Source organism: Klebsiella sp. GG_Kp175, from assembly GCF_040062325.1.
GTDB classification, from domain to species: Bacteria; Pseudomonadota; Gammaproteobacteria; order Enterobacterales; family Enterobacteriaceae; genus Klebsiella; species Klebsiella quasipneumoniae.
The window spans coordinates 387,183-398,974 of the sequence record NZ_JBEAFX010000011.1 but is presented as its reverse complement, the minus strand read 5'-3'; the positions used below and the strand labels follow the sequence as shown (position 1 = coordinate 398,974).

Here is an 11,792-nt window from a genome sequence, read left to right as displayed (position 1 = left end):
ACTTCCATATTCATTCCCGGAATGGTGGCGGCGGTGGTCAGCATGGCCGCTAGATATCGAAAAAGACGGTTTCGTTCTCGCCCTGCAGATAAATGTCGAAACGATAGACCACTTCCGCACCGCGAACCTCGCGCTCGGCGATTAAGGTTTTGCGTCTCACCTCCCATTCGATGAGATTCAGCACCGGGTCGCTGGCATTGGCCTCGTGCTCATCGGCGAAATACATCCGCGTATTCAGGCCAATGTTGATCCCCCGCGCCACCACCCACAGATTGACGTGCGGCGCCATCAGACGGCCGTCGCGGCCAACCACCGCGCCGGGCTTGATGGTTTCAAAGCGCCAGACGCCGGAGGTGAAGTCAGAGCAGGTGCGTCCCCAGCCGCGAAAGCCTGGGTCGACCGCTTTCTGCTGCTGACGGTCCTCAGGATGGTTATAGCGTCCCGCGGCGTTAGCCTGCCAGATCTCCAGCAGCACGTCGCGGACCGGGGTTCCGGAGCCGTCGATAACCCGGCCTTCAATGGTGATCCGTTCCCCGACCGTATCGGCGGTGGTGAGAACCGGACCAAAATTTTTTTCAAAAATATGAAAACCCGCCGCGTCCGGTGCCAGACCGATATGAACATAGGGTCCCGCAGTCTGCGAGGCGGTTTCAGGCAGATACTCTTTCATCGGGCGGCCCCCTGAGTGCGATTTTCAAACAGCGTGGCGCGATGGCCGCGCAGAACAAGGTCGAAGCGGTAGGCCAGACAATCCAGCGGCACGGCGGCGTGCATGTCCAGCTCGGCGATCAGGGTGCGCACGGCGTCGTCATTATTAATGGTCCTGACGATCGGGCACTGCTTGATCAACGGGTCGCCTTCGAAATACATCTGGGTGATCAGGCGCTGGGCCCAGGCGTCGCCTGAAAGCGAGAAATGAATATGCGCCGGACGCCAGTCGCTGGCCTGGTTGCGCCAGGGGTAGGGGCCGGGCTTGATGGTGCGAAAACAGTAATAACCGTTCTCGTCGGTCAGCACCCGACCGCAGCCGCCGAAGTTCGGGTCAATCGGCGCCAGATACTGATCTTTTTTATGTCGATAGCGGCCGCCGGCATTGGCCTGCCACACTTCCACCAGGGTGTTTTTCATTGGTCGGCCGAAACCATCCCGCACATAGCCGTGCACAATGATCCGCTCGCCAATCGGCAGGCCTTCTTTGGCATAGTTAAGGATAAGGTCATTATCCAGCGGTCCCAGGTCGTCGCGGCTAAACACCGGGCCGGTGATCTCTGACAGCGAGTTCTGCAGGGAGATTAGGGCGTTTTTCGGGGAGCGCAGGACGCTGGTTTTATAGCCCGGGGCGTAAGCGGGCGGGTGACTACTGTAATCGCGATGGATAACCTCGCGCGGGGACCATTTATCGTTCATCGGGTACTCCGTATAGAGGGTAGAGAGGCATGTTGTTGTAATGTCGCCAGAAACAGTGTGTGTAAATATATTGTTAATTTAAAGTGAAATTACCGGGTGTTTTTCATAACCGTCGGTTATGCCCTGCGCCATGCCCATGACCGGAAGCAGGTTATCGCCATCACAGTTTGTAAATTCTTCCCCCCGCCGGGAGGCAGCTTTCCTACACTCCAGGAAGTATTCACTGGAGGTAACACATCATGGCGAACACCATCACGGCTGATGAGATTCGGGAGCAGTTTTCGCAGGCCATGTCGGCCATGTACCAGCAGGAAGTTCCGCAGTACGGGACGCTGCTGGAGCTGGTGGCTGACGTCAACCTGGCGGTACTGGAAAATAATCCGAAGCTGCATGAACAACTGGCCAACGCCGACGAGCTGGCTCGCCTGAACGTTGAGCGCCACGGGGCGATCCGCGTGGGCACAGCGGAGGAACTGGCGACGCTGCGTCGCATGTTTGCCATCATGGGGATGTATCCCGTCAGCTATTATGATCTTTCACAGGCCGGCGTGCCGGTTCATTCCACGGCGTTTCGTCCTGTCGACGATGCCGCGCTGGCGCGCAATCCGTTTCGGGTTTTTACCTCGCTGCTGCGTCTGGAGCTGATCGAAAACCGCGCTCTGCGTGAGCGAGCCGAGGCGATCCTCGCCCGGCGCAACATATTCACTCCCCGCTGTCTGGCGCTGATCGCCCGGCACGAGGCCGAAGGGGCGTTCACCCCTGCGGAAGCCCGCGAGTTCGTGCAGGAGGCGCTGGAGACCTTCCGCTGGCACCGGCATGCCACCGTCGATGAGGAGACCTACCACGCGCTGCATCGCGAGCATCGCTTGATTGCCGATGTGGTCTGCTTCCCGGGATGTCATATCAACCACCTCACGCCGCGGACGCTGGATATTGACCGCGCGCAGGCCCTGATGCCGGAGTGCGGCATTGAGCCAAAGGCCCTGATCGAAGGTCCGCCGCGCCGGGAGGTACCGATCCTCCTGCGACAGACCAGCTTCAAGGCGCTTGAGGAGCCAGTAATGTTCGCCGGCGAACACCGCGGCACTCACAGCGCCCGCTTCGGCGAAATTGAGCAGCGCGGCGTGGCGCTGACGCCAAAAGGACGCGCGCTATACGACCGATTGCTGCAGGCAGCAGGGACCGGCAAAGACAATCTCAGCCACCAGCTGCATCTGCAGGAGGTATTCCGCGAATTTCCCGACAGCGAATTTCTGCTGCGTCAGCAGGGGCTGGCCTGGTTTCGCTACCGCCTGACGCCGGCTGGCGAGGCCCATCGCCACGCGTTTCGCCCGGGCGACGATCCCCAGCCGCTGATCGAGCGCGGGTGGATAGTGGCCCAGCCTATCGTCTATGAGGATTTTTTACCGGTCAGCGCGGCGGGCATTTTTCAGTCCAATCTGGGTAACGAAACCCAGGCCCGCAGCCACGGGAATGCCAGCCGCGAAGCCTTTGAAGCGGCGCTGGGTTGTCCGGTGCAGGATGAATTTGAACTGTACCAGCAGGCGGAGGAGCGCAGCAAACGACGTTGCGGTCTGCTGTAAAATCAGTAACCTGCTGGCATCAGCCTTACAGGGAGCAGGTTATGCAACATCCGTCGAAACCGTTGGCGAAAACCCGGCAGGGCACGCTGGCCGGGAGCGCAGAGCAGGGGATCCATATCTGGCGCGGCATTCCGTACGCCGCGCCGCCCGTGGGGCCGCTGCGCTGGCGCGCGCCGCAGCCTCCCGCCCGCTGGCCGGGCGTGCGTCAGGCCGACGCCTTTTCCGCCGCCAGCTGGCAGGACATTGACTACTGCCGCGAACTTGGCGGCGGGGATCCCGGTCGCTTCAGCGAAGACTGTCTCTATCTCAACGTCTGGGCTCCCGCCAGCGCAGCGCAGCCGCTGCCGGTGATGGTCTGGCTGCACGGTGGCGGGTTTACCATCGGCGCCGGTAGCCTGCCGCCTTACGATGGCCTGGCGCTGGCCAGCCGCGACGTGGTGGTGGTGACGGTCAACTACCGTCTGGGCCACCTCGGCTTTTTCGCCCACCCGGCGCTGGAAGAAGAGGCGGGCGAGCGGCTGTATAACTTCGCGCTGCTCGACCAGATCGCCGCCCTGCAGTGGGTCCAGGAAAACATTCACGCCTTCGGCGGCGACGCCGCCAACGTCACGCTGTTTGGCGAATCCGCCGGCGCGCGCAGCGTGCTGTCGCTGATGGCCTCGCCGAAAGCGAAAGGGTTGTTCCATAAAGCGATTATTCAGAGCGGGTATACCTTACCCGATCTGCCGCGGGAAAAGGCGCTGGAGAAAGGCCGTCTGCTGGCGGAACATTTCGCCTTACCACAGGCCAGCGCTGAGCAACTGCGGGCAATCCCGGCGGAGGCCTTCTGGTCGCTTTCCGCCCCGCTGAATATCGGGCCAGCGCCCATCGCAGGCGATATCGTGCTCCCGCAGCCGATGCTGGAGACCTTTTTTGCCGGGCGCCAGCATCCGATGCCGGTGATCATCGGCTCCAACAGCGATGAAGCCAGCGTGATGGCGGTGTTTGGCGTCGACATCGCCGGGCAGATCCAGAAACTGCGCCGTGAGCGCCGTCTGGGTCTGGGACTGATCAAACTCCTCTATCCCGGCGTAAAAGGCGATGAAGCGCTGGGGCGGGAAGTCTGTCGGGATATGGCGTTTACCACCCTCGGCTATGTGGTGATGCAGGCCCAGCAGCGCGTGGGCCAGCCGTGCTGGCGGTACTGGTTCGATTATGTCGCGGAAGCGGAACATGACGCCTATCCGCACGGCGCCTGGCACGGCAACGAGGTGCCCTACGTGTTTGATAACCTGCGGCTCACCGACCCGGTGCGGCAGTATGCCAGTGAAGCGGATCTGGCCTTCGCCGCTCAGGTCGCTGACTACTGGGTCCAGTTTGCCCGCGTCGCCAGCGGCGAGCAGGTGCTTGCCGGCGCGGTGCGCTGGCCGGCGTGCCTGCGCGGACGGGATCGTTTGCTGCGCATTGGCCTGCATAAGCGTGCCGGGTTTAAAGTGGAGAATCGCTTTATGCGCGCCCGGCTGGCGCTGTTTCGCCGGGTGATGAAGCACCACGTGACCCTCGAATAAAGGGGATGGGGGCGGCTCAGCGGGGCACGCCCCTGCTGCAGGCCGCGGGTGGCTAAGAAACGGCCCGGCGATGAGACAGGGTGCCGGGAGAGTGCTGTCCGCTTTGTTTAAGACGGGTTTGCGTTAGATATTGCGCTCTCCCTCCGCCGGCGATGAAAAAACAGCCTGTTCTGGTAGACAGGGCTTTTTTACCGTTTTTCTGCTGGCAACAATTGGATTATTAATCGTTTTTGTCTAGAGTGGGCGGAAATTATCACGCAGCGTGATGACGCGTTGCGAATCATTTCACCCGTGCAGAAGGACGCTTTCTCAGGCATGAACCGCAGACGTTTTCTTAAATCTTCCATGGCTGTTGCCGCCGTATGCGGAACGTCAGGAGTCGCTTCCTTATTCAGTCAGGCCGCGTTTGCTGAAGACGCGGGCATTGCCGACGGGCAGACGCGTCGGTTCGATTATGCCGTGCTGCAGGCGATGGCCCACGATCTGGCGCGCCAGCCGTGGGGCGGGGCACCGCGCGATCTGCCGCCGACGCTGGCCAATCTCACCCCGCAGGCTTATAACAGCATTCAGTATGACGCTAACCACTCGCTATGGAACAATATTGAAGAACGCAAACTGGATATCCAGTTTTTCCACGTCGGGATGGGGTTCCGTCGCCGCGTGCGCATGTTCTCTTTAGACGCCGCCACCCAGCAGGCGCGCGAGATCCACTTCCGTCCGGAGCTGTTCAAGTACAATGACGCCGGGGTAGATACCCGGCAGCTGGAAGGGCAGTCCGACCTCGGCTTCGCCGGGTTCCGGGTATTTAAAGCACCTGAGCTGGCGCGCCGGGATATCGTGGCGTTTCTCGGCGCCAGCTATTTTCGCGCGGTAGACAGCACCTACCAGTATGGCCTGTCGGCCCGTGGGCTGGCGGTGGATACCTTTACCGATACCCCGGAAGAGTTCCCCGATTTCACCTCTTTCTGGTTCGAAACGGTCAAAGGGGACGCCACGGTCTTTACCGTTTACGCCCTGCTCGACAGCCCGAGCATCACTGGCGCCTACAAGTTCACCATCCACTGCCAGGATACCCAGGTCATTATGGACGTGGAGAACCATCTCTACGCCCGCAAGGATATCAAACAGCTGGGGATCGCGCCGATGACCAGCATGTTCAGCTGCGGCAACAACGAGCGTCGGATGTGCGATACCATCCACCCGCAGATCCACGACTCCGATCGGCTGTCGATGTGGCTGGGCAACGGCGAATGGGTCTGCCGGCCGCTGAACAACCCGCAGAAGCTGCAGTTCAACGCCTTCCAGGACAAGAACCCGCGCGGCTTTGGTCTGCTGCAGCTGGACCGTGATTTTTCCCACTACCAGGACGTGATGGGCTGGTATAACAAGCGTCCCAGCCTGTGGGTTGAGCCGCGTAACCAGTGGGGCAAAGGGGCGGTCAGCCTGATGGAGATCCCGACCACCGGTGAAACGCTGGATAATATCGTCTGCTTCTGGCAGCCGGAAAAGGCAGTGAAGGCGGGCGACGAACTCGACTTCAGCTACCGTCTCTACTGGAGCGCACAGCCGCCGGTCAGCACACCGCTGGCGCGTGTGCTCGCCACCCGCACCGGGATGGGGGGCTTCCCGGAGGGATGGGCGCCGGGCGAACACTACCCGGACAAGTGGGCGCGTCGTTTTGCCATCGACTTTGTTGGCGGCGATCTGAAAGCGGCCGCGCCGCGCGGTATTGAACCGGTGATCACCCTCTCCAGCGGCGAAGCGAAGCAGATTGAAATCCTCTACGTCGAGCCGTTCGATGGCTACCGGATCCTCTTCGACTGGTATCCGACTTCCAACTCGACCGACCCGGTGGAGATGCGTCTGTTCCTGCGCTGTCAGGGAGAAGCCATCAGCGAAACCTGGCTCTATCAGTACTTCCCGCCGGCGCCGGATAAACGTAACTACATTGACGACCGGATCATGAAATAACCCCGTGACAGCCGTGGCCCCAGGCACCCCCTGCGGGCCCGTAGAGAGCCCCATGACCACAGACATTCCAGCAGTACCGGAGTCGATCCCGGTGACCGAGGCGCTGACGCTTATCGCCATTGATGAACGCTACGTCAGCGACCTGCACCAGCTGGTGGTGAAAAACCAGCGCTGGCTACAGCAGTCGCTCAGCTGGGCCGGCGAGGTGCGCAGCGAAGAGGAGACCCGCCGCCATGTGCAGGGTAACGTGATGCTGCATCAGCGGGATTACGCCAAAATGTTTTTGCTGTTTCTCGAAAAGCGGCCGATTGGCGTTCTGTCGTTCAACCAGATCGAGCCGCAGAATAAGACGGCCTATATTGGCTACTGGATCGATGAGGATCACCAGGGGCAGGGGTATCTGTCCCGTTCCCTGCAGGCCTTTATCCACCACTATGCCCGCAGCGGGCTGGTGCGCCGGTTTGTGATCAAATGTCGGGTGGCGAATACCCGCAGCAACCAGGTGGCGTTGCGTAACGGGTTTGTTCTGGAAGGCTGTCTCCGACAGGCCGAGCATCTGAACGGCAGCTATGACGATCAGAATATCTACGCCCGCATTATTGACCGCGACGAGGCGCTACAGGGCGCCTAACAGCGGCGTTCGGGTGATCTGCTGTTGGCCGCCGAGGGTCTTCGGGCCGCGCAGGTGAATGGCTTCTCCTTCCCGTGCGGCGATTTGCACCTCGTCCCCAAGAGTGACCTGGTGCTCAACGATCACATCGCCGACGATGACAGCCCGCCCCTGGATCAGCACGTCATCATCAAGCAGAATCGGTCCACCGCGCAGCTGCGCCTCGCCGCCCACCATCGCCCGATGCTTTAGCAGACAGTTGCCTTCAATCACCGCATTCTCCGCGACCTGCGAGCTGTAGCGCACGGTGGGAATGGCGTCCTCACCGCGTCCCGCGATCAGACGGGCATGCCCGTAAATCCGCGCGTTATCGCATACCCAGACGTCGTTCTCCTCGTTTCCCTCGAGCCTGGCATGGTCAAAGACTTCCGCCCGATGTTCGACAAAAGCGTGTTCGACGAAGGCCTCGCCATAGATCTGCGCCTGGTGGAGAATGCGCGACGCGCTGACGGTGGCTCGCTGATAAATCTGCAGCACTTTGTCGCGATCGGCGGTCAGCCCACGGGCGGCAATGACTTGACAGTGGGGCAGAAGACGAGCCTCATCGGCGAGGCGACAGAAGCCGCGCACCAGACTCTGGCTAATCGTGACGTTGTCACCAATCTGCGCGTGATGGCTGACCTGCGAGGCGTGAATGGATGCCCGTCCGCTGATGATAGCCCCATGGCTGACCACGCAGGGGCCATTGAGTCGGGCATCGTCGAGGATGCGCGCCCCGGCGAAGACCACGCTATTGGCATCGTAGATCCAGCACTCTCCCTGCTGGCTGAGGGCGCTTTCTTCATCCACCCAGCCGCCTTCGCTGCCCGCTTTGACGTCAGCGAAATCGATAAGCGCCACAATCTGGCGCAGGGTGACGCACTGTTTGCCATCCTCTTCCTGGTAACAATACTGCCGGGTCTGTTCGCTGAGACGGTATTTACGCATTCCCGATCCTCATTACTTATGGTTAACATAAACATAGCAAAGATCGCCGTAGCGCGTGGTATAAGGTTCCTTTAGAATGCAACTTCAAATTTAATTGATAACATCAATAAAATGAGCAAAACGTATAGGTCGCAGCAGGTGCTTAACCTGCCGGCGGGATATTTTGGCATGGTGCTTGGCACCATCGGGATGGGCTTTGCCTGGCGTTACGCCAGCACCCTCTGGCCGGTCAGCCGCAGTATTGGTGATGGGCTGGTGACGCTGGCGATAGCGATATGGGTCCTGCTCAGTATGGCGTTTATCAGCCGGGCGATCCGCTTTCCGGCGAGTGTGCTGCAGGAGATGCGACATCCGGTCAGCAGCAGCTTCGTCAGCCTGTTTCCCGCCACCACGTTGCTGGTATCGATTGGTCTGGCGCCCTGGTGCCGACCGCTGGCCATCGGGCTGTTTGTGCCGGGCGTGGCGCTGCAGCTGGCCTATGCCGCCTGGCAAAGCGGCGGCCTGTGGCGGGGAAACCATCCTCGCGAGGCCACTACGCCGGGGCTGTATCTGCCCACGGTGGCGAATAATTTTATCAGCGCGATGGCCTGCGGCGCGCTGGGGTTTACCGACGCCGGACTGGTGTTCCTTGGCGCCGGGGTCTTCTCCTGGCTGAGCCTCGAGCCGGCTATCCTCCATCGTCTGCGCAGCGCAGGCGAACTGCCGACCGCGCTGCGCACGTCGCTGGGGATCCAGCTGGCGCCTGCGCTGGTGGCCTGCAGCGCCTGGCTCAGCGTTAACGGCGGTGAGGCCGATACCTTTGCTAAGCTGCTGTTCGGCTACGGTCTGTTACAGCTGCTGTTTATGCTGCGTCTGATGCCCTGGTATCTTCGCCAGCCGTTCAATGCTTCTTTCTGGAGCTTCTCGTTCGGTATCTCCGCCCTGGCCACCACCGGCCTGCATCTGGGCCAGGCGAAGGCGGACGGCTTTTTTCATCATCTGGCGCTGCCGCTCTTTATTTTTAGCAATCTGGTCATCGGCCTGCTGCTGCTGCGCACAGGGCTGCTGTTGGTCAGCGGGAAACTGTTGCTACAGGTCGACCGGGAAACACTCCTGGATAAGAAGGAAGGATCATGACAACGCGAGACGCGGATTATTTTAGTGAAAAATATGGCCTGACCCGCACCCACTCTGAGGTGCTGCATGCCGCGACGATTGTGCCGCCGGGAAGGGCGCTGGATCTGGGCTGCGGCAACGGACGTAACAGTCTTTATCTGGCGGCGAATGGCTTCACGGTGACGGCGTGGGATAAAAATGCGATGAGCATCAACAATCTGGAGACTATTCGCGCCGCCGAAGGGCTGGATAATCTGCAGACCGCGGTGAAAGACCTCAACAGCCTGGCCTTTGACGGCGAGTATGATCTGATCCTCTCCACCGTAGTGATGATGTTCCTCGAGCCTGACACCATCCCTGGACTCATCGGCAATATGCAGCGCTGCACCGCCGCCGGGGGCTATAACCTGATTGTCGCGGCGATGGACACCGAGGACTATCCCTGCACCGTCGGCTTCCCGTTTGCTTTTAAACCCGATGAACTTCGGGAGTACTACCGGGACTGGGAATTACTGAAATATAATGAGGACGTCGGTGAGCTGCATCGGACCGACGCCAGCGGCAACCGGATCAAATTGCGCTTCGCCACGCTGCTGGCGCGCAAGCCCGCATAATCCTCAGCGGCGCGTGTAATTACTGAGATTGACCGCGCCGCCTCTCACGAATACACCTCGGATCAAGAAGCGCGAAAATCCTCGCTGAAAAGAAAGGTTAAAGCCGACCTGTTAACGTTTTAAGTAATTATTTAATAACGTAATGTTGATCCCATCAATATTTGTATATCTTCCTTGACGAAGCCCTCATTTTGTCACAAAACTAGTGGGTCTTATCTGCTATAACGTCTGCCGAAAAAACTGCATTTACAGGGATCTCTTTATGCGTACTCGCGTGTTATTTAAAGTCGCCGCTCTGGCGGGGATGTTAGCGTTGACGGGCTGTGCGTCCAAACTGGCGCAACCGAATCAGTATTCGGGCTTTTTAAAAGACTATTCCAACCTGAAAGAAGCCACCACTGCCTCCGGTAAGTCGGAGCTGCGTTGGATCGATCCAAACTACAATCCGGCCAACTACGATAATGTCGTCTACCATCCGGTGACGTACTATCCGGTACCGAAGCCGACGACCCAGGTGGGTGAAAAGGCGCTGCAGGATATTTTGAATTACACCAACAAACAGCTCAAACAGGCCATTTCCGAGCGTAAACCGCTGGCAACCACCGCCGGCAAGCGTAGCCTTATTTTCCGCGGGGCGATTACCGGAGTGGACTCCAGCAAAGAAGGGCTGCAGTTCTATGAAGTGGTTCCGGTAGCGATGATTGTTGCCGGTACTCAAGCCGCCACCGGCCATCGTACGATGGACACCGACCTCTATTTTGAAGCCGAACTGATTGACGCCAGCACCAACAAGCCGGTGATCAAAGTGGTTCGTAAAGGTGAGGGCAAAACCCTGGCCAATGAAAACACGCCGCTGACTATCGAAACCATGAAGCAGGTGATCGATGATATGGCGGTAGACGCCGTCAAATTCGACCCTTCCCAGCGGTAATCTCGTCAGCGCCGTCTGCCGACGGCGCTGATTTATCTTCCGCCGTTTCAGGCCAGCTTTCGGCGCAGCAGCAGCTGTTCCGGTTTGGCAAACATCACCAGATTACCCAACAGGATCAGCGCCAGTCCGATAACGGCGTTGCTGTGCCATACATACCCTTCATAGACGGTGGAGATGGACAGGGCGACCAGCGGAAACAGCAGCGTACTGTAGGCGGCTTTGCTGGCGCCGATGCGCCCTACAAGGGTGAAATAGGCGCCGAAGGCGACAACTGAGCCGAACAGCGCCAGGTAAAGCAGGGCGCCAAGATAGCTGACGGTCCACTCCGGCATGAAATTATCCCCGCGGAGCAGAGCGATAGCCCCCATCACCAGCGTGCCGTACAGCATCGCCCAGCTGTTGGTGGTCAGCGTCTCCAGCCCCCGCCGCTGGTGACGAATACTGAACATATTGCCCAGCGAAAAGCCATAGGTGCCCAGCGCGCTCAGACCGATCCCCCACAGTAGCGTAGCGTTTAGCCCGTTGGCCAGCAGGTCATCCCAGAACAGGGTGACGATACCGGCCAGACCGAGCGCGGCGGCAGCCCAGAAGCGTCCCGGCGGCTGCTGGCGGAAGAAAAGAAAGCTGTTGATGGCGTTAAACAGTACCGCCATGGAAAAGATCACCGATTCCAGACCGGTGTTGATCCAGGCGGCGGCGGTATAAAAGCACCAGAAATTGAAGCAGAAGACGCAGCAGCCCTGCAGCAGGCAGCAGAAATGGTCCTTCGCGCCCAGCGGCCGCAGACGTCGCGTGACGAGCAGAATCGCCAGCATTGTGACGCTGGCCACGGCGAAACGCCAGAATATCGATACCGGCGCCGCCACCGGCCCCTGCTGTAAAAAAATAGCAATCCACGTCGTCCCCCAGATAACGACAACGAGTGCATAAAGTAATGCGTTCACCCTGGTTCTCCTCTGCTTGTTGAATGGAGGAGTATGCCGCCTGCCGCAACCTGCGGCTTTCATCCGCTTGTTGTCGGCTTGCAAATTCTTGCGCTTATTTGTC

At 59.7% G+C, this 11,792-nt stretch carries 11 protein-coding genes; 7 read left to right on the top strand and 4 right to left on the bottom strand.

What is annotated here, in order from left to right:
* Positions 1–49 precede the first annotated feature (49 nt).
* Positions 50–670 carry a protocatechuate 3,4-dioxygenase subunit alpha gene (gene pcaG, locus ABLU73_RS17700; protein ID WP_004202817.1) on the bottom strand — a complete coding sequence of 207 codons (621 nt, stop codon included), beginning with the start codon at positions 668–670 and terminating at the stop codon, positions 50–52.
* A complete protein-coding gene (gene pcaH / locus ABLU73_RS17695) occupies positions 667–1,407 on the bottom strand; it encodes a protocatechuate 3,4-dioxygenase subunit beta (protein ID WP_004202816.1) in 741 nt (246 codons plus the stop codon). The genes pcaG and pcaH overlap by 4 nt, the downstream gene beginning before the upstream one ends.
* A 239-nt stretch (positions 1,408–1,646) precedes the next feature.
* On the opposite strand from pcaH, the gene ABLU73_RS17690 reads away from it, so the two are divergent.
* The 4 genes from ABLU73_RS17690 (at position 1,647) to rimL (ending at position 7,139) form a co-directional block, all read left to right on the top strand.
* Positions 1,647–2,990, top strand: a complete 1,344-nt coding sequence (locus ABLU73_RS17690) for a VOC family protein (protein ID WP_023318417.1) — start codon at positions 1,647–1,649, stop codon at positions 2,988–2,990.
* Between the two features lie 41 nt (positions 2,991–3,031).
* The gene (locus tag ABLU73_RS17685) at positions 3,032–4,537 is read left to right on the top strand and encodes a carboxylesterase/lipase family protein (protein WP_023318416.1); all 1,506 of its coding nucleotides are present in this window, start codon (positions 3,032–3,034) and stop codon (positions 4,535–4,537) included.
* Between the two features lie 315 nt (positions 4,538–4,852).
* Positions 4,853–6,508, top strand: a complete 1,656-nt coding sequence (locus ABLU73_RS17680; RefSeq protein WP_043519995.1) for a glucan biosynthesis protein — start codon at positions 4,853–4,855, stop codon at positions 6,506–6,508.
* A gap of 52 nt (positions 6,509–6,560) precedes the next feature.
* A complete protein-coding gene (gene rimL, locus ABLU73_RS17675) occupies positions 6,561–7,139 on the top strand; it encodes a 50S ribosomal protein L7/L12-serine acetyltransferase (protein WP_069135738.1) in 579 nt (192 codons plus the stop codon).
* Here rimL and ydcK read toward each other — a convergent pair.
* On the bottom strand, positions 7,125–8,105 hold the full coding sequence (ydcK, locus tag ABLU73_RS17670; protein ID WP_049092912.1) for a YdcK family protein: 981 nt from the start codon (positions 8,103–8,105) through the stop codon (positions 7,125–7,127). The two genes, rimL and ydcK, sit on opposite strands and share 15 nt — an antisense overlap.
* A 111-nt stretch (positions 8,106–8,216) precedes the next feature.
* Here ydcK and tehA point away from each other — a divergent pair, with 111 nt between their 5' ends.
* The 3 genes from tehA (at position 8,217) to ABLU73_RS17655 (ending at position 10,745) form a co-directional block, all read left to right on the top strand.
* On the top strand, positions 8,217–9,221 hold the full coding sequence (gene tehA / locus ABLU73_RS17665; RefSeq protein ID WP_348850323.1) for a dicarboxylate transporter/tellurite-resistance protein TehA: 1,005 nt from the start codon (positions 8,217–8,219) through the stop codon (positions 9,219–9,221).
* On the top strand, positions 9,218–9,814 hold the full coding sequence (tehB, locus tag ABLU73_RS17660; RefSeq protein WP_017900473.1) for a tellurite resistance methyltransferase TehB: 597 nt from the start codon (positions 9,218–9,220) through the stop codon (positions 9,812–9,814). The genes tehA and tehB overlap by 4 nt, the downstream gene beginning before the upstream one ends.
* Positions 9,815–10,076: 262 nt before the next feature.
* A complete protein-coding gene (locus ABLU73_RS17655; RefSeq protein WP_004202796.1) occupies positions 10,077–10,745 on the top strand; it encodes a DUF3313 domain-containing protein in 669 nt (222 codons plus the stop codon).
* 47 nt (positions 10,746–10,792) lie between these two features.
* On the opposite strand, the gene ABLU73_RS17650 is transcribed toward ABLU73_RS17655, so the two are convergent.
* Positions 10,793–11,689, bottom strand: a complete 897-nt coding sequence (locus ABLU73_RS17650; protein ID WP_023318411.1) for a DMT family transporter — start codon at positions 11,687–11,689, stop codon at positions 10,793–10,795.
* Positions 11,690–11,792: the final 103 nt, after the last annotated feature.

Coding starts and splice junctions, on each gene's coding strand:
- ABLU73_RS17655 (WP_004202796.1), top strand. CDS start 10,077: ATGCGTACTCGCGTGTTATTTAAAGTCGCCGCTCTGGCGGGGATGTTA.
- tehA (WP_348850323.1), top strand. CDS start 8,217: ATGAGCAAAACGTATAGGTCGCAGCAGGTGCTTAACCTGCCGGCGGGA.
- ABLU73_RS17690 (WP_023318417.1), top strand. CDS start 1,647: ATGGCGAACACCATCACGGCTGATGAGATTCGGGAGCAGTTTTCGCAG.
- ydcK (WP_049092912.1), bottom strand. CDS start 8,105: ATGCGTAAATACCGTCTCAGCGAACAGACCCGGCAGTATTGTTACCAG.
- ABLU73_RS17680 (WP_043519995.1), top strand. CDS start 4,853: ATGAACCGCAGACGTTTTCTTAAATCTTCCATGGCTGTTGCCGCCGTA.
- pcaH (WP_004202816.1), bottom strand. CDS start 1,407: ATGAACGATAAATGGTCCCCGCGCGAGGTTATCCATCGCGATTACAGT.
- pcaG (WP_004202817.1), bottom strand. CDS start 670: ATGAAAGAGTATCTGCCTGAAACCGCCTCGCAGACTGCGGGACCCTAT.
- rimL (WP_069135738.1), top strand. CDS start 6,561: ATGACCACAGACATTCCAGCAGTACCGGAGTCGATCCCGGTGACCGAG.
- ABLU73_RS17685 (WP_023318416.1), top strand. CDS start 3,032: ATGCAACATCCGTCGAAACCGTTGGCGAAAACCCGGCAGGGCACGCTG.
- tehB (WP_017900473.1), top strand. CDS start 9,218: ATGACAACGCGAGACGCGGATTATTTTAGTGAAAAATATGGCCTGACC.